This is a genomic window from Parasphingomonas zepuensis (genome assembly GCF_036663735.1).
GTDB lineage: Bacteria > Pseudomonadota > Alphaproteobacteria > Sphingomonadales > Sphingomonadaceae > Sphingomonas.
The window spans coordinates 89,154-114,075 of the sequence record NZ_JAXOJO010000005.1 but is presented as its reverse complement, the minus strand read 5'-3'; the positions used below and the strand labels follow the sequence as shown (position 1 = coordinate 114,075).

23 protein-coding genes are annotated in these 24,922 nt (G+C 66.5%); 10 read left to right on the top strand and 13 right to left on the bottom strand.

Features of this window, described 5'->3' with window-relative positions; genetic code table 11:
• Positions 1-30 precede the first annotated feature (30 nt).
• Together atpA and U1769_RS18480 are read right to left on the bottom strand one after the other, a co-directional pair.
• The gene (gene atpA / locus U1769_RS18485) at positions 31-1,560 is read right to left on the bottom strand and encodes a F0F1 ATP synthase subunit alpha (RefSeq protein ID WP_332718985.1); all 1,530 of its coding nucleotides are present in this window, start codon (positions 1,558-1,560) and stop codon (positions 31-33) included.
• Positions 1,561-1,562: 2 nt separating this feature from the next.
• Positions 1,563-2,117 carry a F0F1 ATP synthase subunit delta gene (locus tag U1769_RS18480; protein ID WP_332719826.1) on the bottom strand — a complete coding sequence of 185 codons (555 nt, stop codon included), beginning with the start codon at positions 2,115-2,117 and terminating at the stop codon, positions 1,563-1,565.
• Positions 2,118-2,789: 672 nt separating this feature from the next.
• Here U1769_RS18480 and ada point away from each other — a divergent pair.
• From ada to U1769_RS18465, 3 genes are read left to right on the top strand one after another with little or no spacing between them, the layout of a single operon-like run.
• A complete protein-coding gene (gene ada, locus U1769_RS18475) occupies positions 2,790-3,824 on the top strand; it encodes a bifunctional DNA-binding transcriptional regulator/O6-methylguanine-DNA methyltransferase Ada (RefSeq protein ID WP_332718983.1) in 1,035 nt (344 codons plus the stop codon).
• Positions 3,821-4,291 (top strand): DUF1203 domain-containing protein, encoded by a 471-nt coding sequence (locus U1769_RS18470; protein WP_332718981.1) that lies wholly within the window; start codon positions 3,821-3,823, stop codon positions 4,289-4,291. The genes ada and U1769_RS18470 overlap by 4 nt, the downstream gene beginning before the upstream one ends.
• 59 nt (positions 4,292-4,350) lie before the next feature.
• Positions 4,351-5,274, top strand: a complete 924-nt coding sequence (locus U1769_RS18465; RefSeq protein WP_332718979.1) for a CPBP family intramembrane glutamic endopeptidase — start codon at positions 4,351-4,353, stop codon at positions 5,272-5,274.
• 24 nt (positions 5,275-5,298) lie between these two features.
• Here U1769_RS18465 and U1769_RS18460 read toward each other — a convergent pair whose 3' ends face one another.
• The 3 genes from U1769_RS18460 to U1769_RS18450 all read right to left on the bottom strand — a co-directional run bounded on the left by U1769_RS18460 (position 5,299) and on the right by U1769_RS18450 (position 11,360).
• A complete protein-coding gene (locus U1769_RS18460) occupies positions 5,299-6,891 on the bottom strand; it encodes a S1C family serine protease (RefSeq protein ID WP_443030406.1) in 1,593 nt (530 codons plus the stop codon).
• An 86-nt stretch (positions 6,892-6,977) separates the two neighbouring features.
• Positions 6,978-9,149 carry a primosomal protein N' gene (locus U1769_RS18455; protein WP_332718974.1) on the bottom strand — a complete coding sequence of 724 codons (2,172 nt, stop codon included), beginning with the start codon at positions 9,147-9,149 and terminating at the stop codon, positions 6,978-6,980.
• Between the two features lie 51 nt (positions 9,150-9,200).
• On the bottom strand, positions 9,201-11,360 hold the full coding sequence (locus tag U1769_RS18450) for a KAP family P-loop NTPase fold protein (RefSeq protein WP_332718972.1): 2,160 nt from the start codon (positions 11,358-11,360) through the stop codon (positions 9,201-9,203).
• Positions 11,361-11,635: 275 nt separating this feature from the next.
• On the opposite strand from U1769_RS18450, the gene U1769_RS18445 reads away from it, so the two are divergent.
• Complete coding sequence (locus tag U1769_RS18445; RefSeq protein ID WP_332718970.1) at positions 11,636-12,526, top strand: tyrosine recombinase XerC; 891 nt, start codon at positions 11,636-11,638, stop codon at positions 12,524-12,526.
• An 11-nt stretch (positions 12,527-12,537) separates the two neighbouring features.
• Here the strand turns inward: U1769_RS18445 and U1769_RS18440 are convergent, their stop codons facing one another.
• The 4 genes from U1769_RS18440 to rsmI are packed head-to-tail and all read right to left on the bottom strand — an operon-like array spanning position 12,538 to position 15,410.
• Entirely contained in the window at positions 12,538-13,137 is a 600-nt protein-coding gene (locus U1769_RS18440; RefSeq protein ID WP_332718968.1) for a DedA family protein, read from the bottom strand.
• 34 nt (positions 13,138-13,171) lie between these two features.
• Positions 13,172-14,119, bottom strand: coding sequence for a glutathione synthase (gene gshB / locus U1769_RS18435; protein WP_332718966.1), 948 nt, complete (start codon positions 14,117-14,119; stop codon positions 13,172-13,174).
• 58 nt (positions 14,120-14,177) lie between these two features.
• Positions 14,178-14,534 (bottom strand): YraN family protein, encoded by a 357-nt coding sequence (locus U1769_RS18430; RefSeq protein WP_332718964.1) that lies wholly within the window; start codon positions 14,532-14,534, stop codon positions 14,178-14,180.
• 42 nt (positions 14,535-14,576) lie between these two features.
• Positions 14,577-15,410, bottom strand: a complete 834-nt coding sequence (rsmI, locus tag U1769_RS18425; protein ID WP_332719824.1) for a 16S rRNA (cytidine(1402)-2'-O)-methyltransferase — start codon at positions 15,408-15,410, stop codon at positions 14,577-14,579.
• A 10-nt stretch (positions 15,411-15,420) separates the two neighbouring features.
• Between rsmI and U1769_RS18420 the strand changes: the two genes are divergently transcribed.
• Positions 15,421-16,620 (top strand): penicillin-binding protein activator, encoded by a 1,200-nt coding sequence (locus tag U1769_RS18420; protein WP_332718961.1) that lies wholly within the window; start codon positions 15,421-15,423, stop codon positions 16,618-16,620.
• Positions 16,621-16,634: 14 nt separating this feature from the next.
• Here U1769_RS18420 and hemW read toward each other — a convergent pair whose 3' ends face one another.
• Positions 16,635-17,816, bottom strand: coding sequence for a radical SAM family heme chaperone HemW (hemW, locus tag U1769_RS18415; RefSeq protein ID WP_332718959.1), 1,182 nt, complete (start codon positions 17,814-17,816; stop codon positions 16,635-16,637).
• Between the two features lie 38 nt (positions 17,817-17,854).
• Between hemW and U1769_RS18410 the strand changes: the two genes are divergently transcribed.
• Positions 17,855-18,406, top strand: coding sequence for a CAP domain-containing protein (locus tag U1769_RS18410; protein ID WP_332718958.1), 552 nt, complete (start codon positions 17,855-17,857; stop codon positions 18,404-18,406).
• A 39-nt stretch (positions 18,407-18,445) separates the two neighbouring features.
• On the opposite strand, the gene rdgB is transcribed toward U1769_RS18410, so the two are convergent.
• Positions 18,446-19,069, bottom strand: coding sequence for an RdgB/HAM1 family non-canonical purine NTP pyrophosphatase (gene rdgB, locus U1769_RS18405; protein WP_332718957.1), 624 nt, complete (start codon positions 19,067-19,069; stop codon positions 18,446-18,448).
• Complete coding sequence (gene rph / locus U1769_RS18400) at positions 19,066-19,782, bottom strand: ribonuclease PH (protein WP_332718956.1); 717 nt, start codon at positions 19,780-19,782, stop codon at positions 19,066-19,068. Before rph ends, rdgB begins: the two co-directional genes overlap by 4 nt.
• Before the next feature lie 119 nt (positions 19,783-19,901).
• On the opposite strand from rph, the gene hrcA reads away from it, so the two are divergent.
• Genes hrcA through U1769_RS18380 form a run of 4 tightly spaced genes read left to right on the top strand, consistent with a single transcriptional unit; the run spans position 19,902 to position 23,715 of the window.
• On the top strand, positions 19,902-20,945 hold the full coding sequence (hrcA, locus tag U1769_RS18395) for a heat-inducible transcriptional repressor HrcA (protein ID WP_332718954.1): 1,044 nt from the start codon (positions 19,902-19,904) through the stop codon (positions 20,943-20,945).
• An 18-nt stretch (positions 20,946-20,963) separates the two neighbouring features.
• Positions 20,964-21,515 (top strand): nucleotide exchange factor GrpE, encoded by a 552-nt coding sequence (gene grpE / locus U1769_RS18390; RefSeq protein WP_332718952.1) that lies wholly within the window; start codon positions 20,964-20,966, stop codon positions 21,513-21,515.
• Between the two features lie 23 nt (positions 21,516-21,538).
• Positions 21,539-22,495, top strand: coding sequence for a cobaltochelatase CobT-related protein (locus tag U1769_RS18385; protein ID WP_332718950.1), 957 nt, complete (start codon positions 21,539-21,541; stop codon positions 22,493-22,495).
• A complete protein-coding gene (locus U1769_RS18380; RefSeq protein ID WP_332718948.1) occupies positions 22,492-23,715 on the top strand; it encodes a threonine synthase in 1,224 nt (407 codons plus the stop codon). The genes U1769_RS18385 and U1769_RS18380 overlap by 4 nt, the downstream gene beginning before the upstream one ends.
• 2 nt (positions 23,716-23,717) lie before the next feature.
• On the opposite strand, the gene U1769_RS18375 is transcribed toward U1769_RS18380, so the two are convergent.
• Positions 23,718-24,884, bottom strand: a complete 1,167-nt coding sequence (locus U1769_RS18375) for a PrnB family protein (protein ID WP_332718946.1) — start codon at positions 24,882-24,884, stop codon at positions 23,718-23,720.
• Between the last annotated feature and the right edge of the window lie 38 nt (positions 24,885-24,922).

Genomic DNA, 24,922 nt, shown 5'->3' with positions numbered 1-24,922 from the left:
CCCCGCCTGCGCGGGGACACAAGTTAGTGATTAGGCGAACGTCTTGGCGAAAGCGTCGAGCGCAGCCACGAGCTTGCCCTTGGCTTCGTCGCCCAGATCCTTGGTGTCGCGGATCAGGCCCAGCACATCGGCATGGTTTGCGCGGAGATCGGCAAGCATCGCGGCTTCGTAACGGACGACGTCCTGCACCGCGACGGCATCCAGATAACCCTGGGTGCCGGCGAAGATGGAGGCCGTCTGCTCCTCGAACGGCAGCGGGCTGAACTGCGGCTGCTTGAGCAGCTCGGTCAGGCGGGCGCCGCGGTTCAGCAGCTTCTGGGTCGAAGCGTCGAGATCCGAGCCGAACTGAGCGAACGCTGCCATCTCGCGATACTGGGCGAGCTCGAGCTTGATCGAGCCCGACACCTTCTTCATCGCCTTGGTCTGCGCGGCCGAGCCGACGCGGCTGACCGAGAGGCCGACGTTGATCGCCGGGCGGATGCCCGCGAAGAACAGGTCGGTTTCAAGGAAGATCTGGCCATCGGTGATCGAGATCACGTTGGTCGGGATGTACGCGGACACGTCGCCGGCCTGAGTCTCGATGATCGGCAGCGCGGTCAGCGAGCCCGAGCCATTGTCCTTGTTCATCTTCGCGGCGCGCTCGAGCAGGCGCGAGTGGAGATAGAACACGTCGCCGGGATAGGCTTCGCGGCCCGGCGGGCGGCGCAGCAGCAGCGACATCTGGCGGTAGGCGACGGCCTGCTTCGACAGATCGTCGAACACGATCAGCGCGTGCATGCCGTTGTCACGGAAATACTCGCCCATCGCGGTGCCGGTGTAGGGCGCGAGGAACTGCAGCGGGGCCGGGTCGGACGCGGTTGCGGCGACGACGATGGAATACTCCATCGCGCCATTCTCGGTCAGCGTGCGGACGAGCTGCGCCACGGTCGAGCGCTTCTGGCCGACCGCGACATAGATGCAATAGAGCTTCTTCGATTCGTCGTCGCCGGCATTTGCCGTCTTCTGGTTGATGAAGGTGTCGATCGCGACGGCCGACTTGCCGGTCTGGCGATCGCCGATGATCAGCTCGCGCTGGCCGCGGCCGACGGGGACGAGGGCGTCGATCGCCTTCAGACCGGTCTGGACGGGCTCATGCACCGAGGTGCGCGGGATGATGCCCGGCGCCTTCACTTCGACGCGGCTGCGCTGATCGGTGACGATCGGGCCCTTGCCGTCGATCGGATTGCCGAGGCCGTCGACCACGCGGCCGAGCAGGCCCTTGCCGATCGGCACGTCGACGATCGTGCCGGTCCGCTTGACGACGTCGCCTTCCTTGATCTCGGCGTCGGAGCCGAAGATCACGACGCCGACATTGTCGGCCTCGAGGTTGAGCGCCATGCCCTGCACGCCGTTCGAGAATTCGACCATCTCGCCCGCCTGGACGTTGTCGAGCCCGTGGATGCGCGCGATGCCGTCGCCGACCGACAGCACCTGGCCGGTTTCGGAGACCTCTGCCTCGGTGCCGAAGGAGGCGATCTGGTCCTTGATGACCTTCGAGATTTCAGCGGCGCGGATATCCATTTTCAGCCTTTCATCGCGTGCGCGAGAGTATTGAGACGAGTCTTGATCGAGGAATCGATCATCTGCGAACCGATCTTGACGACCAGCCCGCCAAGCAGGGCGGGGTCGACCGAGAGGTCGACGGCAACGTCACGGCCGATCCGGGTGCGCAGCTGAGCCTTCAGCGCATCGACCTGGTCGGGGGAAAGCGGATGTGCGGACGTCACCTCGGCCGTGGTCTCGCCGCGATGGTTTGCGGCGAGTGCACGGAACGCGCGGATGATCGCGGGCAGTTGCGACAGGCGACGGTTGTCGGCCAGCACACCCAGGAAATTCCGGGTTGTGCCGTCGATCCCCATCGGCGTCGCGATTGCCGCTACGGCCTTCGCTGCGTCCTGGCGCGAGACCAGCGGGCTGCCGACCAGTCGCGCGAACTCGGGCGATTGCTCGAGCGCAGCACGGACAGTGGCGAGGCTGGCCTCGACCTTGTCGATCGTTTTAGAATCGCGGGCAAGCTCGAAGAGCGCGGTCGCGTAGCGTCCGCTTAAGCTTGCTTGAATACCGCCGGATGTCTCCACGCGATCGAAATCCTCGTTTGGAACGGTTTGCGACCCATACGAAAAGGGAGGCCGGAATCGGCCCCCCTGATGGGTCGCCGCGCGGTTAGCATCGGGTTGCACGGGATGCAACCCGAGTCCGTGACAGACCTGTCATGAAAGCCGCCCGCAGCGCGCAGGATGGCAGCCATTCGATGCGGCGCAATGCATCCTTGCAGGAGACGGATAAAGAAGAGGTGGCCACGTTCGCCGGTTAGCAGCCGATCGCCGCGTGTTGAATCGACGAATCCGGAAAGCCCAGTTCGAGAGCAGGCCCGGCGACGCTGATCTTCTTTCATGGCATGGCTTGTTGCCAAGGGCGTCCCCACGAACAGAATCGTCGCCATCGGCAATTCGCTGGGCTCGGAGGTTGCGACCGAGACAGCGGCGCGCAAGCATCTCGCCGGCCGATCCTGTTGCTGCACGGAACGGCGGCTTCGGTCGTGGACTCGGCAACAGCCGGGCGCTCGCCTCGCGCCTGCCATCAGCGAGACTGGAGATCATCACCGGGGGTGGGGCACGACCTCGCCTATCTCCCGATATCGCAGGCGCGGATTATCGCGTGGCTCCATCGCGGCGGGATGCAAGACCGGCCTTCGCTTTGAACGCAAGTGTCGGGATGTGGCGGGCAGCGGCAACGCGTATATCGATGGCATGACACAGCACATCATCGACACCGATACGGCCTGGGCCGCTTTCGAGCGGCGCGACCGGGCTTTTGACGGGCGCTTCGTCGGGGCAGTCACCTCGACCCGCATCTATTGCAAGCCGAGCTGCCCGGCCCGCCACCCGAAGCGCGAGAATGTGCTCTTCTATCGCGACGGCGCCGAAGCGCGCGCGGCGGGGTTCCGTGCCTGCCTGCGCTGCAAGCCCGACGAGGTCGGGCGCGACCGGATCGCGGTCGCGGAGGCAGTCTCGCTGATTGAAGCAAGTGAGGACGGCATCGGGCTGGAGGAGCTGGCTGCGCAGGTCGGCTATGCGGCGCATCATTTCCACCGGCTGTTCAAGCGCGCGACCGGGGTGACGCCAGCCGCCTATGCCCGCGGCCTGCGCGCCCAGCGCGCGGCCAAGGCGCTGATCGAGGAGAACAGCGTCACCCAGGCAATCTATGAAGCAGGCTATTCGGCGCCGAGCCGATTCTACGAAGGCGGGGCAAAGCGGCTCGGCATGTCGCCGAGCGCGTGGCGCAAAGGCGGCGCCGGCGTGACGATCCGCTGGACCATCGCCGATACCAGCCTTGGGCCGATGCTGGTCGCCGCGACCGACAAGGGCCTGTGCCGCGTCTCGTTCGACGAAAGCGAGGCAGCGCTGAAGCAACGTTTTCCCAAAGCCGAGATCGTGCCGGGCGGTGCAGCGCTGGCCGATCTCGCCGCGCGCGTAGTGGCGAGCGTCGAATCGCCCGAACGCGACCAGGATCTGCCGCTCGATGTGCAGGGCACTGCTTTCCAGGAGGCCGTGTGGCAGGCGCTCCGCGCGATCCCGGCGGGCGAGACGCGTAGTTATAGCGAGCTAGCGGCGATCGCCGGCAATCCGAAGGCGGTACGGGCGGCCGGCACGGCCTGCGGCCAGAACCAGGTCGCGGTGGTCATCCCATGTCACCGCGCCCAGCGCAGCGACGGTACGCCCGGCGGCTATGCCTATGGTCTCGACCGCAAGGTCGTGCTGCTCAAGCGCGAGGGGGTAGCGTGACCGGCTTCGCCATCACCGGCCTCGATCCGGCGCCGTTCCTGCCGCTCTACGGTTTCGATGATGCCGATCTGGCCGGTCTTGGGATGAAGCGTCTGCCGGTCGATGCGGCACCGGGTTTTCCCTGCCGAATCTCGCTTGAAGACGCCGTGCCGGGCGAGCAGGTGCTGTTGCTCAATTACGAGCATCTGTCCGTCGCCTCGCCCTATCGCCAGCGACATGCGATCTTCGTGCGGGTCGGGGCGACCGCTGCGGCGCGGTTCGAAAATGCGGTGCCCGAACAGCTCGCGATCCGGACATTGTCGGTCCGCGCTTATGACGCTCAGGGCATGATGACCGATGCCGACCTGACCGAAGGGCACGATCTGCCGGCGCTGATCGATCGCTTCCTTGCCGATCCTCAGGTTGCCTATCTGCATGCGCACAACGCGAAGCGGGGCTGCTTCGCCGCGCGGATCGAGCGCGCCTGAGCCGTTTTGCCTCCGCCGTCGATGCGAGCTAGGCTCCCCGATTGAATCGAGGGGGTAGCATGGAACCGATCAAGCCCGTCACGCCGCCGAACAGCCTGGTGTGGCGCATCGTGCATTTCCCGCTGGTGCTGCTCGCTATCGGCATTGCGTTCATGATGGGCGCTGGCGTCACCGCGACGATGGTCAGCCGCGCCATCCCACGCGCCGGCAACGACTGGCTGGCGGTGCTGGTCGCGATCCTCGTCGCGGCGGTGTTCGTCGCCTATTATTGTGCCTTCGTGCGGCTCGTCGAACGGCGCCCGACCGTTGCCGAGTTCTCCCTGTCCGGCTGGCCGAAGGAACTCGGCGCCGGGATTCTCGGCGGCCTGATCCTGTTCTCGGTCGTGGTGTGCGTGATTGCGGCCCTGGGCGGCTACCGGGTGATCGGCCAGAACCCGGTCGCCGTGGTGCTGCCCGCGCTCGCCATCTCGATCACCTCCGGCGTCACCGAGGAGATCATGCTGCGCGGCATCTTCTTCCGCCTGGTCGAATCCTGGCTGGGGAGCTGGATCGCGCTGATCCTGTCGGCGGCACTGTTCGGCGCGCTGCACCTGGGCAATCCCAACGCCACGCTGCTGGCGGGCTCGGCCATCGCGCTGGAGGCAGGGGTGATGCTTGCCGCACTCTATATGCTTACGCGCCGGCTATGGGCCGCGATAGGGCTGCATGCCGCGTGGAATTTCGCTCAGGGTGGGATCTATGGGATCGCTGTGTCGGGATTCAGGCAGGACGGCGTGCTGGTGCCGCGCATGACCGGGTCCGACCTGTTGACCGGCGGGCCGTTCGGCGCCGAGGCTTCCCTGTCGGCAATTGTCGTCTGCACTGCTTTCGGGGTTGCGCTGCTAGTTCTGGCCCATCGGCGCGGCCGTTTCGTCCAGGCGATCTTGATACGAAAGGCCTGGGCAATTTTGGCCCGACTGATCCGTCAATTTCGGTCGGGTTGAGGACTTCAATCAACCGAGCCTGGCTCAGCCCGCCGACTTGCAGGAATAGACGATTTTCTCGTTCGGATAGGCGGGCAGCAGGGTGCGGATCGCGCTCTGCTGAGTCATCAGATTGGTGCGCCCTGCCTCGTCGGGCGAGCAGGCCTTGATCGTCACCTGCGACCTGACTTTGCGCAGTGCGTCCATCTGCGCCGCAGTCAGGAAATAGCGCTGGTTCGAATAGATTCGCGTTGCCGGATCGAACTGCAGGACGGATACGGTCTGGTCCTCGGACGGAACCAGGATGCGATCCCATTTGCTGCCATTCTCGGCATATTGCGTGCGCCCGTTCATGCAGCCGGCCGTGCCCCAGTCGATCGTCAGGTCCTCGGTCGACGACGATACGACCCGGCTTCGCTCCGGCACCACGGTGCACACCATCTTGCCCAGCGCAGCCGTCGAGGACACGGCGGGCGCCTGGGTTGGCACGCTTTCCGCAGGCAGGGTGACCTCGCCGTCCGGCCGGGTGAAGAAGATGGCAGCAGCCGCGATCAGCAGCACGCCGCCGGCCGACACCGCCCAGATCGCCTCACGCCGGCGCCGTCGGACCTCGAGCAGGCCGCCGCCGCCGATCGCCAGCGCGCCGGCCACCAGCAGCACCGCGGCGAGTGCGATGATATTCTCGCGGGTGCGCTGCGCATCGGCGCGCGCCCTGACCAGCGCGGCCTCCCGCTCGGCCGCGATCCGTGCCACCGTGTCGCGTCTGGTCGTCTCCGCCTCGGCGCTTGCCCTGGCCTCGGCCTCATTGTCCAGCTTCACGCGGTCGAGGATGCTCATGCAGGGCGTACCGACTGCCGGATATTCCTGTTTCGCCGCGCGCAGGAACGCCGCCACTTCCGAATCGGCGATCGCGAACCCGAAGCTCGCATCGCCGTCCTCGCCCGGCGCGAAGGCCGAGTTCACGCCGATCACCCGACCGCACGGATCGAGCAGCGGGCCGCCCGAATTGCCCCGCGCAATGCTCGCGGTGTGGAGCAGCACCTCGATGCCCGACATCGCCCGCCGGCCGGAGAACACGCCTTCGGACCGGATCGGCGCCAGGGGATGGATATAGTCGATAGCGGATCGCGCGGTGGCGAGATCGACATTGCCCGGATAGCCGAGCGCCGTAACGGCTGCGCCCTCTTCGACCGGGCCGGTATAGAGCGCGACCGTCGGCAGCCGCGTGCCGGTGAATTCGATCAGCGCCAGATCGCGGACCGCATCGATCGCGATCACCTTTCCCTCATAGCTCCGGGCGCCCTCCGACGGCACAACGCCGACCACGACATTGTCGGGATAACGCTTGGCGAGATCGACGACATGCGCGTTGGTGACGATGCGGTTGGGCGCGACCGCGAAGCCGCTGCCATGGCCGAAGCCGACCACTTCGTCGTCCACCACCGCGATGGTGACGATCCGCACGACGCCGCGGCCGGTGGCGGAGATATCGTCGGCGCGCGCGGGGCCGGCGAGCGCGAGCAGCGCCAGGAACAGGCTCGCCAGAATCAGCAAGGGCCCGGGCACCCGGCGCCGATTCGATGCGAGAGATACGCTCGATGCGGGGAAAATCGGGCGACGCAGCAGGGCTGAAGACATGCCGGGATTCTGACAGCAACCCGGATCATAAGACAGAGAGAATATGGTGAAGCGCCACACCGCGTTCGAAAAGCGCGGCCTGACGATCACAGGAAGCTGTACGGATCGACGTCGACGACCACGCGGACCTTCGACGGCCAGTCGAGCTTGCCCAGCCAGTCGCGGATCACGTCCTGCACGTCGAGCGCGCGGCGGGCGTGGACGAGCAGGCGGAAACGGTGCCGTCCGCGGAGCATGGCGAGCGGCGCGGGGGCCGGGCCGTAGACCTCCATCGCCTCGAGCCGGGGGGCGGTCCGGCCGATCAGCGTCGCAATCTCGTGCGCGGCGGCGCGGTCCTCGCTCGACACGACGATTCCGGCGAAGCGGCCAAAGGGTGGGGCGCCGGCCTCGCGGCGGGATTCGGTCTCTGCCTCGTAAAAGGCGTCGGCGTCGCCAGTGACGAGGGCGCGCATTACCTGGGCATCCGGGCTGTGGGTCTGGATATAGACGTGCCCCGGCTTGGCGCCGCGCCCGGCCCGGCCGGAAACCTGCATGATCTGCTGGAAGGTGCGTTCCGATGCGCGCAGATCGCCGCCGCCCAGGCCGAGATCGGCATCGATCACGCCGACCAGGGTGAGGTTCGGGAAATGATAGCCCTTGGTGACCAGCTGCGTGCCGACGACGATGTCGATATCGCCCGCTTCCATGCGGTGGACGAACTCGGCGGCCTTGGCGGGCGACCAGATCGTGTCGGAGGTGACGATCGCGGTCTTCGCCGCCGGGAACAGAGCGCGCACTTCATCGGCGATTCGCTCGACCCCGGGGCCGACCGCGACCAAAGTATCCTCATTGCCGCATTCCGGGCAGGCGCGCGGTACCGGCTCGACATGGCCGCAATGATGGCAGGCAAGGCGGGCGACGAGGCGGTGTTCGACCATCCAGGCCGTGCAATTGGGGCATTGGAAACGGTGGCCGCAGGTCCGGCACAGAGTCAGCGGCGCATAGCCGCGGCGGTTGAGGAACAGCAGCGACTGTTCGCCGCGCTCGAGCCGGTCCTCGATTGCCTTGACGATCGCCGGCGCGATCCAGCGGCCGCGCTCGGGCGGATTGGCGATCAGGTCGATCGCCTCGATAGCCGGCATTTCCGCCGCGCCCCATCGGCCCGGCAGCTTCAGTTCGGCATAGCGGCCGAGCGCGACCTGCTGGCGCGTCTCGATCGCCGGCGTCGCCGAGGCGAGGATGACCGGGCATTGCTCGAATTTCCCGCGCATCACCGCGACGTCGCGCGCGTGATAATGCACGCCTTCTTCCTGCTTGAAGCTGGTCTCATGCGCTTCGTCGACGACGATCAGGCCGAGATTCGCGTAAGGCAGGAACAGCGCCGACCGCGCGCCGACCGTCACCAGCGCCTGGCCGCTGGCGATGGCGCGCCACGCGCGGCGGCGCTGCGACTGGCGCAGATCCGAATGCCAGGCGACCGGCATGCAGCCGAAGCGCGCGGCGAAGCGCGTGAGGAATGGCTCGGTAAGGGCGATCTCGGGCAGCAGGACGAGTGTCTGCCGGCCCTCGCGGATGGCGGTGGCGACCGCTTCGAAATAGACTTCGGTCTTGCCCGATCCGGTGACGCCGTCGAGCAGAGTCGGCTGGAATGCGCGATCGGCGACGTTTGCGGTCAGCACCTGCGCGGCGGCGCGCTGATCGGGGGAGAGCGCCGGCACGCCGAATTCCGGATTGGGCACCGGGAAAGGGCTGTCGATATCGACTTCGACCGACTCAAGCGCTCCCGTCTTCACCAGCCCGCGGATCACGGCATCGGAGACGTCCGCCGCCAGCGCGAGCTCGCGGATCAGGCCCTGCCGGTCGCCGATCCGTTCGAGCGCCTGGGTGCGCTGGGGAGTCAGCCGATCCGGGACGAGGCCGGTCGCGCGATATTCGGTGACGGTCCGGGCGCCCTCGAGCGCCGAAGTCGAGGCAAGCGCCATCCGCGCGACCGAGGCGGGTGGCGCGAGATAATAATTGGCGGTCCATTCGATCAGCCGGCGCAGCGGTGCGCGGAGCGGTGGGGCGGGCAGCACGCCGATCAGGTTGCGCAGCCGGTTGTCGCCGACTTCGGCATCCGACGGCATATGCTCGGGTTCCCAGACCACGCCGATCAACTGGCGCGGACCGAGCGGCGCGACGACGATCGAACCCGGCTCGACCTGCATCCCGTGCGGGACGCGGTAATCGAGCGGGCCGAGTGCTGAATTCATGACGAGGACGCGGGCGCGGGAAGACATGCCTCGGCATATGGCTGTTGCCGACATTGGAAGGAAGGGAGTCCCGCCGGTTCAGCGCAGCATCGCGGCAAGGATCGTCGCGTCGAGGCCGGGCTCATCCTTGGGGGCGACGATCGCGCAGACCTGCCGGTCAGCAATCAGCCCCGCGGCAAGCGGCGGCAACGCCGCCGCGGCACGGGCGTCAGGCGGCGCTTTGACCAGATCCACCGCGTCGATATTGTCCGCGAGATATTCGGCAAGGAGTGGCCAGCGCAGTTCGATCAGGGTCCAGCGCGCCAGCGTGTCGATCGAAACGGTGCGTGCCTCGAGGAAGCAGCGCGCCTGCGCCATGCCGACAGCATTGACCAGCCGCTTCATCGCGCGGGGATTGGGTTCGAGCAGCGGCGCGAAACGCTGCAGCCGATGCTCGACTGCCTGCGCCGCATCCGGCCGGGTGATCTGCACCGCCGCAGCCGCGCGGAGGGCCGGTTGCTCCGCGGCCGGCGCCTTGTCGATCACTGCCTGCAGCGCCTCGATGCTGGTCTTGCCCTCCACCTTTTCCGCCGCAGCCTCGGTCGAGAGCGACCCTTCAGGCGCCATTGGCGCACCGTCGAGCAGTGCCTTCCAGTAGCCTGACCGGGCATCGCCGGAGAGTGCCGGAAGCGCCGCCGAGATTTGAAACAGCTTGTCGAGGAAGAGATAGCCGAGCGGCCGGCCCAACTCGCCGATGTGCCCCGAGAAATCGCCATATTTCCGTTCGAACGCTGAACAGATCCATTTACGGTCGGCGGCGACGACATAGGTGACTTGTTCAGTGCGGAGCAGCGTCTGGATGCCCTCGATCAGTTCGACGAGATAGGCACTGTCACATCGATCGAGATCGTCGATGAAGATCGCCACCGGTCGCCCGACCGCTGCGATCAGCTTGGCATAAAGCCGCACCACCGGCTGATACGGATCGGTTTTGATCTCCGAATAGGCCTCGGCCGCCTTGGCTGAGCCGAACAATAGGAAGCGCATATAGGCATAAACGCCCGCCGCCGCGGTGACGATCGCGGTCAACACCTTGACCGCGGTTTCGCCCGATCCGAATTTCGTGACCACGCCGAAGGCAAGCAGGCCCATCACGGCAGCCACGAGCAGGATAGGCAGCCAGTCGGCACGTAGCCGCCAAGCCCACCAGATGCGCCTCAGGCGGAAATTGCCGGAGACGTTGGGCGCACCCAGCGCGGCGGTATAGACGGCGCTGATCAGCGACCACCATGGCGGGCGCAGCCGCTGGTGCTTCCACGCATTGAACTCTACGACCAGCCACGCGGGTCCCTTGGGCGGATGCTCGAGTTCGGTGCGCAGGAAGTTGAGCGCGGAGGATTTGCCGAATCCCCACGGCCCATGAATATGCGCCATGAAGGCGCCTGCGTCAGGCTGGCCCGCTGCATCGTCGTGGGCGGCGCGCAACCGCTCGGCGAGGACCCGCGCAAAGGATTTGCGGCCAAGCATGTCTACCCGTGCCGGCTGGTCGGCAAGCGTCCGGAGCGATTCGGGCGGGGCCGGTTTAGGTGGCGGGGTCGCCTTAGTCGCGGCTTTTTTCCGGCGTGGCGCCGCCTTTGCTGGCGGGGGGGCGACCGGTGTTACAATCCCGTTCGTCGGCATCACCGTTGCCCGCCAAGCAGCATTCGGATCGCCAGTTACGATCTGATCGAGCAGATGCTGCCGAAGGGTGTCGAAGTCCTCCGTTTCAAGCTCGGGCGCGACAAGCCCGCGCCATTCCGGTCCGGGGTCCTTCAGCACCGCGAACAGCAAGTGACGCAGCTCGATGAGAGATTGCCCCCTCGTCGCGGTAGCCACCTTCATCGCCTCGGGAAGGACGACCGCGATCATCTCTTCGGAAAGGACAATTTTGCCATTCTTGTCGGCATAGTCGTTGATCATGCGGGTTTGGGGTTCGAGGTGCAGGACGCGTCCCCGCGTCAGCCACTCCACCATCCACCGCGCGGTGCTTGACCAATCCGTGCGGCGCGCATCCTCCATTTGCGTAATGCCGGTCGCGATGAGGCCGCACAGCACGGCCTTCTTGTCGATCAGCAATGAGCTCGATTCAACCGAAAGGAAGTTGCCAATGGTGCCGATGCAATGGGCGAGGGTAACCGCATCCGGATCGACATAGGGCTGGAACGCGGCCTCTACGTCTCGGACCACCGAACTCGACAGACGTGCTGGTTCCAGGTCCATTACCAACTCCAATGGTTGCTGCCGTCTCATAGCCCGGGATGCTTGCGGCCGCGAAATATCTGCAAAGGAATTGTGCTGCCTTTACAAAGCCAGGCTACGCCATCGATTTGCTGTCCATTCCCAAGGGACTGGGATCGCACGAAAGAATAGCTGACCGATACGGCCGATAACGCCGAACCGGATATAGTTGCTGGAACAGCCGTCAGGCCAAATCCGCCATGGCGGTTGATCGGTCGGAGCGGCTAGCCCGGATGGGGTTCCTGCCGTAGCATCGGATGGTGGACACTCCGCTTGCCCCAGAATTTGCCGATCACCTGCGCCGCGACCGGCGGCGATCGGTGCATACGATCCGCGCCTATGAAGCGACGGCCAATCGGCTGCTGCACTTTCTCTCGGCGCACTGGGGCGGCGCGATCGACCGCGAATCGCTGGGCAAGGTCAGCGCCGCCGACCTGCGCGCCTATCTGGCGCAGCGCCGCGGTGAGGGATTGGGCAATGCCTCGGCCGCGCGGGAATTGTCGGCGGTGCGGGCGTTCCTGGTGTTTGCCGGCGGGGAGGGGGCGGGCCCGCGGCTGAAAGGCCCCCGCGTCAAGAAGGGCGTGCCGCGCCCGGTTTCGCCTGACGAAGCGGTCGCGCTGGCGGAGGATGTCGAGGAGAATGCGGCCGAGCCCTGGATCGGCGCGCGCGACTGGGCGGTGCTGCTTCTGCTCTACGGCGCCGGGCTGCGCATCGGCGAAGCGACCGGCCTGACCGGTGCGGTGCTGCCGCTGGGCGCGACCCTGAGCGTGACCGGCAAGCGCGACAAGACCCGCATCGTGCCACTGCTGCCGCAGGTGCGCGACGCGATCGAGGCCTATGTGGAGATCTGTCCCTGGCCGATTTCGCGGGATGCGGCCCTGTTTCGCGGGGCGAAGGGCGGGCCGCTGGCGCCGGGCATCATCCGCCGGTCAGTCCAGGCGGCGCGGACGAGGCTTGGGCTGCCCGAACGCACGACGCCGCATGCGCTGCGCCACAGCTTCGCGACTCATCTGCTTGGGCGCGGCGCCGACCTGCGCGCACTCCAGGAACTGCTCGGCCACGCCAGCTTGAGCTCGACTCAGATCTATACGGCGGTCGATGCGGCGCATCTGCTCGACGTGTATCGCAACGCCCATCCACGGGCGTAGCGGCGCTTCGATCACGCGCGCGGCTTCCAGGTCACCACGCGCCACAAATAGAACAGGACCACCCCGGCCATGAACGCGATCGCGGCCGGCCCCACGAAGCGGTCAAGCTCGCGGAAATTGGCGCCGAGATAATAGCCGCCGGCGACGAGGAAGCAGTTCCAGATGCTGCTGCCGGCCGCAGTCCACAGCAGGAAGCGCCAGTGTCGCATGCAGGTCATGCCGGCGGGGAGCGAGATGATCGTGCGGAAGGCAGGCATGAAGCGGAACACGAAGACGATCCAGTCGCCATGCCGCTTGAAGAAGGCATGCAGCCGCTCGACATCGTGCCAGTCGACGGTCAGCCAGCGGCCGTGGCGATCGACCCAGGGCTTGAGGCCGAGATAGCCGAAGCGCCGGCCAAGCGCGTACCAAAAATAATTGCCGACCACCGTGCCCGCCGTACCGGTCAGGATCAGCGGTATGACCTCCATCTGGCCGCGCGCCACCGCCATGCCGCCAAGACCCATGATTACCTCGGACGGGATCGGCGGGAAGACGTTCTCGAGCACCATCAGCACGAAGATGCCGAAATAGCCGCCCCAGGCGGTCAGGTTGACGATGAAATCAGTCATGCGGAGAGGACGAACGGGACGCGCAAAAGTCCCGTTATTTTCCCGCCTTCGCCTCGATCGCATCCCAGATCAGGCCGGCGACGTCGGTGCCGTCGAAGCGCTCGATCGCGACGATGCCGGTCGGCGAGGTGACGTTGATCTCGGTCAGCCACTTGCCGCCGATTACGTCGATGCCGACGAACAGCAGTCCGCGGCGCTTCAGTTCGGGGCCGAGCACAGCGCAGATTTCCTGCTCTTCGGGAGTCAGCACGCTCTTCTCGGCCGAACCGCCGACCGCCAGGTTGGAGCGGATCTCGCCCGCGCCGGGCACGCGGTTGATCGCGCCCGCCACTTCGCCATCGACCAGCACGATGCGCTTGTCGCCCTTGGCCACGTCGGGGAGGAAGGCCTGGATCATGTGCGGCTCGCGGTACGCGGTGTTGAACACCTCGATCAGCGCCGACAGGTTCGCGCCGTCGCTGCCGACCTTGAAGATAGCCTTGCCGCCATTGCCGTGGAGTGGCTTGACGACGATTTCGCCATGCTCGGCCAGGAAGGCGCGCGCCTCGTCGAGCGAACGCGTGACCAGGGTCGGCGGCATGAAGCGCGCATAATCGAGCACCAAGACCTTTTCGGGCGCGTTGCGCACATTTGCCGGGTCATTCACCACCAAAGTCTCATGCGCGATTCGCTCGAGCAGGTGGGTGGCAGTGATGTATCCGAGATCGAACGGGGGATCCTGCCGCATCAGCACGACATCCGCCTGCTTGCCGAGATCGAGGCTGATCGGATCGCCGAAGCTGAAATGATTGCCCACGACGCGCTGCACCGTCACCGGGTGCGCCCGAGTCCAGACGCGGCCGTCGGAATAGTTCAGGTCCTCGGCGGTATAATGGAACAGGCGGTGCCCGCGCGCCTGCCCCGAGAGCATCAGGGCGAAGGTCGAATCGCCTGCGATATTGATCGAATCGAGCGGGTCCATCTGGACGGCCACGGTGAGCATCGACGGACCTCTTGTTCGTGCATTGGTGGCGGCGATGTAGGGCGGGCGATGACGGAAGTCACCCGATCCACGCATTCTCGATATGGCGCGGCCGCGTGCCGGGGGCGAGCAGGATCACGTCGACCCGGATATCGTCGCCCGGGCCGGCATATCGGGGCATGAGATATTCCGCGGCGGCGGCGACGCGGGAGAGGCGGCGTTCGTCGATCGCGAAATCGAGTTCGGCGCTGGTCTTGCGCATTTTGACCTCGACGAAGGCGACCAGGTTGCCGCGCCGGGCGACCAGATCGACCTCGCCGGCCGGTGTGCGCACGCGGCGATCGAGGATGCGCCAGCCCTTGAGGCGGAGCCACCAGCCGGCGAGGCGCTCGCCGCGGCGACCCGCGGCTTCGGCGACGCGGCGGTCACGCGCCACATGTTCCTCCCCGTTCCGGGGAGGAACTAGAAGGGCGACCCATCACCCCTTCATCTCCAGCGCGCGCGCATAAAGCTCCTTGCGATCTACCCCGAGCTTCTTCGCCACTTCGCTCACGGCCTTCGCCATCGGCAAACGGGTCAGCGCCTCGACCAGCGCCGCCTCGGCATCGTCAACGCTCGCCGCTTCGGGCTCGCCGGGCGGTGCCACCACCACGACGATCTCTCCCCTGGGTGGCGCATCGGCATAGCGCGCCGCCAGCGCGGACAGGGTTCCGGTCACCGCTTCCTCGAACTTCTTGGTAATCTCGCGCGTCACCGCAGCTTCCCGGTCGCCGAGCCCCTCGGCCAGCGCGGCCAGCATCGCGGCGAGTCGCGGCCCCGATTCGTACAGTACCAGAGTCGCCCGAACCGATCCGATCTCGGCGATCGCCGCCGCGCGTGCCTGCGCCTTGGGCGGCAGGAAGCCGCAATAAAGGAACCGGTCGGTCGGCAGGCCGGCGAGCGTCAGCGCGGCGATCGCGGCGCAGGGGCCGGGAATCGTCACCACCAGATGCCCGGCCGCGCGCGCATCGCGGACCAGCTTGTAGCCCGGATCGGAGATCAAAGGTGTCCCGGCATCGGACACCAGGGCGACCGCCTCACTGCCCATGCGGGCGATCAGGCCCGGCCGGACATGCTCGGCATTATGATCATGATAGGGTGTCATTGGCCGCTTCACGCCGATATGGCGCAGCAGGCCCGCCGTCACACGCGAGTCTTCGACCGCAACTACCGCGGCGTTCGAGAGTATATGCGCAGCACGCGGGCTCAGGTCGCCGAGATTGCCGATCGGGGTGGCGACGATATAGAGACCGGGCGCGAGTTCGGCGTTCATTGGAGCAGTCATGGCAGAGGCCCTATCGATACCGCAACGGGGAGCGAAGCTCCTTCGTGCAGCAATCATTGCGGGAGCGCTGATCCTGAGCGGCTGCCAGTCGGTCGTTCCGCGCGGCCGCCCAGGGCCTGCCGCACCAGTCGTCACCCGGCCCGACGCCGCGTCGCAACAGGTGCAGCCGGGCATTCCGGTCGACGTGGCGCGCCACCGCGTGGCGCTGCTCGTGCCGCTCACCGGATCCAATGCCGGCATCGGCCAGAGCCTGGCCAACGCAACTCAGCTGGCCCTGCTCGACACCAAGAACGAGCGAGTCCGGATCACGACCTATGATACCAATGGCGGTGCGGCCGCGGCCGCGCAGCGCGCGCTCGCTGACGGCAACCGATTGATTCTCGGCCCGCTGCTTGCGGAGGACGTCCGCGCAGTGACGCCGATCGCGCGGCGCGCCGGCGTGCCGGTGATCAGCTTTTCCAACGATACGACGGCTGCCGGGAACGGCGCCTATCTGATGGGCTATGCCCCGGCGCAGTCGATCGAGCGCGTCGTCGGCTACGCCAAGGGGCAGGGCGTCACGGAATTTGCCGGGCTCGTGCCCAACGGCACCTATGGCGAGCGGGCATCGACTGCATTCCTGCGCGCAGTCGAGGGCGCCGGCGGTCAGGTGCGCACGCTGCAGACCTATAATCGCGGGCCCGGATCGATCACCACCGCGATCACCCGCATGGCGCAGAATGCTCCCTACCAGGCGGTCCTGATTGCCGATGGCGGCGCTACGGCGGCGACGGCGGTGCCGCTGATTCGCCGGAATGGCGGGGGCAATGCCCATATCCTCGGCACCGATCTGTGGAATTCGGAAAGCTCGATCACGAACCGGCCGACGCTGAACGGCGCCTGGTTCGCCAGCGTTTCCGATACGCTCTATCGCCAATATGCCGCGAAATACCGCGCCCGCTTCGGGGCGGCGCCTTACAGGCTTTCCAGCCTCGGCTATGATTCGGTGCTGCTGACGGTGCGGATTGCGCGCGACTGGCCAATCGGCAACGCGTTCCCCGAGGCGCGACTGCGCGACTCGGGTGGCTTCTCCGGAATCGACGGGGCGTTCCGCTTCGGCCGCGACAGCGTCGCCGAGCGCGCGCTTGAGGTGCAGGAGATCAAGGGCGGGACGACCGTAGTGGTATCACCGGCACCGACGGGGTTCGGCGATCGCTGAACGGGACGGCCAGGTCAGGCCGTCGCGGATACGGGTTCGTCGGCGTCGCGGACGATCTCGGGCAGGATTGCATCGAGGAGCAGCATACCTGCCTCTGTGACGGTGAGCCTGTCGCCCTGCCGGATCAGGAACCCCTGGTGCGCAAGGCGTTCGGCCGCGGGGAGGTTGATCAGGCGGGCGATCACCATCTCGCCCAGGCGGGCGATCCGCGCCAGATCGACACCCTCGCGCAGCCGCAGGCCCATCAGCAGTGCCTCGGTCGCGCGGGTGTGGGGGGCGAGCGGTTCCTCGCTTTCAATTCCGTGCTGGTTGCGCTCGATCGCGGTCATCCAGTTTTCCGGCTTCCTGCGACGGACGGTGGCGAGGCCACCGCGCCGGCCATGTGCGCCCGGGCCGATGCCGGCATAGTCACGGTAGCGCCAATAGGTCAGGTTGTGCCGGCTCTCGGCGCCGGGCCTTGCGTGGTTGGAGATTTCATAAGCCGGGATGCCAGCCGTGGCGGTCATGGCGCGGGTCGCCTCGAACAGATCGGCGGCGCTGTCCCCGTCGGGGACGACGATCCGTCCCGCGGCCGCCTCGGTCGCGAAGCGCGTGCCGGGCTCGATGGTCAGCTGGTATAGCGAAAGATGCTCGGTTCCGAAGCCGATCGCCTGCGTCAGTTCGGTCTCCCATGCCGCGAGCGACTGGCCCGGCCGAGCGTAGATCAGGTCGAAGCTCACGCGTGAAAAGGCGCGCTGCGCGGTGGCGAGCGCGGCCAGCCCTTCGTTCACGTCATGCGCTCGGCCGAGAAAAGCCAGCGCTGCGTTGTCGAGCGCCTGCAGGCCGAGCGACACGCGGTTCACGCCGGCCGCCGCGATATCGGCGAAACGTGCTGCCTCGACCGAGGAGGGATTGGCCTCGAGCGTGATCTCGATATCGGGCGCGAAGCCCCAAGCCTGTTCGGCCGCTTCGATCACTGCGGCGACCGTCTCGGGGGGCATCAGCGAGGGCGTGCCGCCGCCGAAGAAGATCGAGCCCAGCCGGCGGCCGGGCAGCTGTTCCGCCTCGTGCCGCAGATCGGCGAGCAACCCGGCACGCCAGGCCGCCTGGTCGACTTCGGCGCGGACATGGCTGTTGAAGTCGCAATAAGGGCATTTCGACACGCAGAACGGCCAATGGACATAGAGCGCGAGGGGCGGCGTTTTGGGATCGTTCATGCGCCCCCCATATGATGCCGGGAACGAGGCGAGGGAAGATGCGGCATTTGTTGATGATACTCGCGGTATTGACCGGCTGTTCCGCGGCGGCACCGCCGCAGCGGGTGGTGGAGGAGCGCGGCTTCACCGGGGTCGCGCCGCGCGGTGCCGCGATGCTGCGCCAGGCGATGATCGAGGCGCATGACCGCGCCCGCGCCGCTGTCGGCGTGCCGGCGCTGACCTGGAACCCCGCGCTGGCCGAAGACGCGGCGGTCTATGCGCGTGAGTTGGCGCGGACCGGCAGATTCGAACATGCGAAACAGCCGCAAGGCGCGTTGCGCCAGGGCGAGAATCTCTGGACGGGCACGCGCGGTGCCTATCGCTACGAGGAGATGGCCGGCCATTGGGTGGACGAGCGTCGCTATTACCGCGCGGCGCCGACGCCCGATTTCAGCACCAGCGGCCGGTGGGAGGATGTCGCCCACTACACCCAGATCATCTGGCGCGGCACGACTCAGTTCGGTTGCGCCGAGGCGAGCAACAGGACCGACGATTATGTGGTGTGCCGGTACACGCCGCCGGGCAATGTCGTGGGGCAGATGGCGACTTGAATCCCTCTCCCGCTGGGAGAGGGAAATTTAGGGAGACGGTTAAAGCACCGCCGCCATCATTTCCTCGAAGGCCCGGGCGCGGTGGCTGATTGCCTTTTTCGCGTCGGGCATCTCGGCAAAGGTCTGATCGCTGCCGATGGGCATGAAGATCGGGTTGTAGCCGAACCCGCCGGTGCCGCGCGGCGGCCAGACCAGAGTGCCGTCGACCCGGCCCTCGAACCATTCGACATGGCCGTCGGGCCAGGCAAGCGCGAGCACGCAGATGAAATGCGCGTCGCGGCTCGCATCGGGGCCAGTCGCCTCGATCGCATCGTTGACGCGCTGCATCGCGACGCGGAAATCCTTCGATTCCCCCGCCCAGCGTGCCGAGAAGATGCCCGGATCGCCGTTCAGCGCATCGACGCACAGCCCGCTGTCATCGGCCAGCGCCGGCAGGCCGGTGAGGTCGGCCGCCTGGAGCGCCTTCAGCTCGGCATTGGCGAGAAAGGTCGTGCCCGTCTCTTCCGGCTCGGGCAGGTCGAGGTCCGCGGCCGAGACCGGCTCGATCCCGTAGGGCGCGAGCATTTCGAGGATTTCGCGGACCTTGCCCTGGTTGTGGCTCGCAATGACGAGCTTGCCGGGTTTCAGCTTGCGGATCGCCTGCGGGGCCACTTCCTCGGTCATTTTGCGACTGCCTTTGCCTGGGCGGCGAAGATATCCGCGCAGCCGATCCGGGCGAGCCGCAACAGGCGGAGCAGCGCTTCCTCGTCATAGGTCGCGCCTTCGGCGGTGGCCTGTGCTTCGGCGATATTCCCGTTTTCGAGCAGGACGAAATTGGCGTCCGCGTCGGCATTCGAATCCTCGTCATAGTCGAGGTCGAGCACTGGCGTGCCCTGGTAGATGCCGCACGAAACCGCCGCGACCTTCTGGGTCAGCGGATCGGCAGTCAGCTTGCCTTCGGCCATCAAGCCGTTGATCGCGAGCCGGAGCGCAACCCAGGCGCCCGAGATCGCGGCGGTACGGGTGCCGCCATCGGCCTGGATGACGTCGCAATCGAGTGTGATCTGGCGCTCGCCGAGCAGCTTGAGATCCGTCACGGCGCGCAGCGAACGGCCGATCAGCCGCTGGATTTCCTGAGTCCGGCCGGACTGCTTGCCCTTGGCGGCTTCGCGGTTGCCACGAGTGTGGGTCGCGCGCGGCAGCATGCCATATTCGGCCGTCACCCAGCCTTCGCCCTTGCCGCGCAGCCATGGCGGCAGGCGCTCCTCGACGCTCGCCGTCACCAGCACGCGGGTGTCGCCGAAGCCGATCAGCACGGAGCCTTCGGCATGGCGGGTGAAATGCGGCTCGATCGAGATCGTGCGCATCTGATCGGGGGCGCGGCCGGATGGGCGCATGAAGTGAGTCTCCTGAATGGTCGGCACGCCACCTAGACGCCTGCCCCGGAACGCGCCAGTGTTAGCGGATGATCCGGACCGACATTGAGACGGGAGGCCGTCGCCCCTAGATGGTCTTCATGCCCGCCCCGCCGATCACCGAACTCAACGACCGCGCCCGCGACGTATTTCGCGTCGTCGTCGAAAGCTATCTGAATACGGGCGCTCCGATCGGATCGCGGACGATCGCGCATCTGTCGGGGCTGAACCTCTCGCCGGCCTCGATCCGCAACGTGATGCAGGATCTGGAGGAGCTTGGCCTGCTCGCGGCGCCCCATACCAGCGCCGGCCGAATGCCGACCGAGACGGGGCTTCGCCTGTTCGTCGACGGCATGATGCAGGCGCTCGAGCCGTCGGCGGAGGAACGCGCCGCGATCGAATCCCGCGTGTCGCAGGTCGGACCGGTCGAGGAAGCGCTGGCGGCGACCACGGCTGCGCTGTCCGGCCTGTCGGCCTGTGCCGGGCTGGTGATGGTGCCCAAGCGCGAGCTGGTGCTGCGCCAGATGAGTTTCGTGCCGCTGTCCGCCGACAAGGCCCTGGCGGTGCTCGTCAGCGAGGAGGGCGCGATCGAGAACCGCGTGATCGATCTGCCGGCCGGTGTGAACCCGTCGGCGCTGATCGAGGCCGGCAATTACATGACCGCCGTGCTCTCGGGTCTCACCATCGCCCAGGCCCGCGCGCGGATCGAGCGTGAGATCGGCGAGGAGCGTGCGCTGCTCGATACCGTCGCGCGCGCGCTGATCGAGCGCGGCCTCGCAATCTGGAGCGAGGACAGCGATCGCCGCCCGGTGCTGATCGTGCGCGGGCAGGGCCGGCTGATCGACGCGGCCGCCGCGGCCGATCTCGAACGGATCAGCGATCTGCTCGACGATCTCGAAGGCAAGCAGGAGATCGCCCAGCTGCTCGACAGCGCGGGCGCGGGCGATGCGACGCGCATCTTCATCGGGGCGGAGAATAAATTATTCTCGCTGTCGGGATCGTCCGTCATCGCAAAACCGTTCCGCGGACTGGACGGGCGGGTGGTCGGCGTGGTCGGGGTTATCGGCCCGACGCGGTTGAACTATGCGCGCGTCGTGCCCATGGTGGATTTCACTGCCGCGACGCTGGCGCGGCTCATGCCATAACAGGATCGACACTACCCCATGATCGAAGACGAGAAGACCGAAACCCCGACCGCCGACGACGTGCGCGAGGAGACTGCCCAGGCATCGCCGGAGCTGGCCGAGCATGATCGGCTGGCGAAGCTCGAGGCCGAACTGGCGGACGCCAAGTCGTCGCTGCTCTACGCCCATGCGGAGGCGCAGAATGTGCGCCGCCGCGCCGAGAAGGAAGCGATCGACGCACGCACCTATGCCGCGACGGCCTTTGCGCGCGACCTGCTTTCGGTCGCCGACAACCTCGCACGCGCGCTTGAGGCGATCCCGGCAGAACTGCGGAACGACGAGAAGGTCAAGAGCGTCATCGCCGGGCTGGACGCGACCGGGCGCGAGCTCGAGACCGTCTTCCAGCGCCACGGCATCACCAAGATGACGACACTGGGCGAGAAGCTCGATCCCAATTTCCACCAGGCGATGTTCGAACTGCCGAGCGACAAGCCGGTCGGCACGATCGTGCAGGAAATGCAGGCGGGCTACATGATCAAGGACCGCCTGCTGCGCCCGGCACTGGTCGGGGTGGCGAAGCAGCCGGAGTGAGCGCAAGGAGTGCCGGCGACGCATTGAACGTCGCACTCCAGATCGGTTTTTTCGGGCTGCTTATTTGGGCCTGTGCTCGTTTCCGTCGGCGTCCCGCAATCGCTCCCGACGGACCACCAGACGAGCCCTACAAGGTTTATACGCGCGCGTACGATCTGACGCTGCGGGCACGAGAGGTGCCCGCAGCGCTCATCGCGGATGCGGTCAATCGCGCCAGAGGCTGGACGTTGCGCGATCCGGCGATGTGGCGTCACAAGATCGATGCTGCCACCGAACTATATGCAGGCATACCCGCGGTCGCCGCCGATCCAGTGCGGACGGCGTTTGCCGAAGCCAAAGCGAGCAATTGGGCGATCTGCCTGCTCGTCGATCACTCCGGATCAATGCGCGACGAACCGATTCTACACGCCGCGGTGGCCGTCCGCTGGATTTCGGCCGTGCTGGGTGACTTGGGGGCAAGTGTCGCCTTGCTGGGCTTTTCTACCGTTAACTGGCAGGGCGGGCGACCACGGGAGGATTGGCTACGGGATGGGCGGCCAAAGCGACCAGGCCGGCTCTGCGCGCTGCTCCACATCGTATATCAGCGCCTCGACGCGCCTTTGGCGGACGAGGATTGGGAGGTCATGCTCCATTCCGATATCCTCCGTGAAAATATCGATGGTGAGGCTATCCAATGGGCGTGTCGCATGTTGCGAGAGCGACCGGAGCCGCGAAAGCTCCTCGTGGTGCTTTCGGACGGCGCGCCGGTTGACGATTCGACATTGACTGAAAATGGCGAGAGTTATCTCGAACGCCATCTCCTATCGGTCATTGGCGAAATTGAGCAGGCGGATGATGTCATCCTGGCAGCTCTCGGTATTCAATACGACGTTGGCCGGTATTACCGCCTGTGGCGCTCGGCAAAAAACCTGGAAGACTTGCCCGGTGCGTTATCCGGGTTGATCGCGCAATGCGTTGGGCAGGCAAAGGGCATCGAATGAACGCGAACCTCACCACCGATCGTCCGACCTTCGTCACGCATCTCGAATGTTCGATGACGGGCGAGCGTTACGAGGCGGACCAGCTTCACGGCCTGTCGCGCGTCGGGCGGCCGTTATTGGTGCGCTACGATCTCGATACGCTGCGCGCGATGATCCCAAGGGCGATGATCGCCGCGCGGCCGACTGATCTGTGGCGCTGGCGGGAATTGCTGCCGGTGCGGGCGACCAAGGACGTGGTGAGCCTGGGCGAGATCGAGACGCCGCTGGTGCCGATCCCGCGTTCGGGCGGGCCGAACGTGTTGGTCAAGGACGAGGGGCGGCTGCCGACCGGATCGTTCAAGGCGCGCGGGCTGGTCATGGCGGTGTCGATGGCCAAGGCGCTTGGCGTCACGAAGATCGCGATGCCGACCAACGGCAATGCCGGTGCGGCGCTCGCCGCTTATGCAACGCGGTGCGGGATCGAGACGATCGTCTTCTGTCCGGACGACACGCCCGAGATCAACGTGCGCGAGATCGCGTTGCAGGGCGCGCGGGTCTACCGCGTCAACGGGCTGATCGACGATTGCGGAGCGATTGTGGGCAAGGGCGCGGCCGAGGGGCTGTGGTTCGACTTCTCGACGCTGAAGGAGCCGTACCGGATCGAGGGCAAGAAGACGATGGGGCTCGAGCTGGCCGCGCAGTTCGGCTGGAAGCTGCCCGATGCGATCTTCTACCCGACCGGCGGCGGCACCGGGCTGATCGGCATGTGGAAGGCGTTCGACGAGCTTGAGCAGCTCGGCTGGATCGGTTCCGCTCGGCCGAAGATGTTCGCGGTGCAGGCATCGGGGTGCGCGCCGATCGTCCGGGCGTTCGAGGCGGGCGAGGAGCATGCCGAGCGGTGGGAGGATGCGCATACCGTCGCGGCCGGCATCCGCGTGCCCCGGGCAGTGGGCGATTTCCTGATCCTGCGCGCGGTGCGGGAAAGCGGCGGGCAGGCGCTGGCGGTCGGCGATCCGGCGATCCTCAAGGCAGTGGACGATGCGGCCAAGAAGGATGGTCTGCTGCTCTGCCCCGAGGGTGGCGCGACGCTCGCGGCTTACAAGGAAGCGCTGCGCACCGGCCTGGTCGACGAGGAGGAGAGCGTCGTCCTGTTCAATTGCGCGACCGGGCTGAAATACCCGATGCCGCCAGCGGACAATGCGCTTGACCGGCATGGCGCGATCGATCTGGCTGCGCTCTGACGTCAGATCATCTGCGCGCGGTTCTCGTCGCGGTGCTTCTTCAGATATTTCATGAACGGCGTGCCGCCGGTGCCGATATCCGGATCGTTGCCGGCGCCCGATGACGCCTGCTTGTTGATATAGGCCGCGGCATATTCGAGGTGACGCGTGCGGAAGCGGGCGACCTGCTCGACACAGGCATTGAACGCGTCCTTCAGGCTCTGGTCCTGGCCGATCGCAAAATCGCGCAGCCCGCTCGCTGCCTGCAGATCCTCGATGAAGGCACGGTGACGGCGCGGGCGGTAGGGATGGAGTTCGAGCAGCAGGTCGCGCAGTTCGTCATTCTCGTGCGAGACCTGGAACAGCGCGTCCATCGCCGGGACGATCGAGCTTTGCGAGCCGGTGGGCCCGCGAAATTCCTGCGGCGTGCCGCCGAAGCGTTCGACGCCTTCGTACAGCAGGCCATCGGGCAGCGCCGCGTTGTTCTTCCAGCCGTTGATGTAGAGCCGGATGCGATTGTAATAGATGTACGGATCGCATTTCTCGCCCATGCGATCGAAGATCGCGATGATCCTGTCCCACACTGCGTTCATTTCGATCAGCAGCGCCTCGACCCGCGCCGCGTCGCCTGCATCGCTGGCATGGACCAGGTCGATCGCCAGTTCCAGCGCATGGCCAGCGGTCGCCTCAATCGCGACATGCACCTGGACGAACCATTCCTCGTCGAGGCCGCCGGCGAAGCGCTGGTTCTGCATGACATTGCCGAGTTCGATCGGGGCCTGCTTGTTCAGCCGGTACCAATTGTCGAGGATATAGCCGGCATAATTCATCACCGGCGGGAAGCCGATCCGGTCGGCCAGGGCGACGAATGGCACTGCGAGATTCGCCGGCAGCTTCTCCGGCGGGTCGGGCTCGCCCCAGACCCAGGCCTGGACGAGGAAGGAATAGCGCACCATCGCCAGGCTGATCTCGGCCTCGCTGGCGCTGGCCACGAAGGCGGCGATATCGGGCGCCGGCAGGTCCTTCAGCCAGTGGCGGATTCGACCCGTCGTCACCAGCCCAGACAGATCGGCCGCGGCTGCCTCCACCGCGGCGAATGCGGGCGGGAGCACGACCGTATCGATATCGGCCTGCGACAAAAAGCCGCGCTCGCCCGAAAGCCCGTAATGGGCCAGGCCGTGCAACGTCATGAGCGGTGTCCTTTGCCAAACCGGTATCGAATGAAACG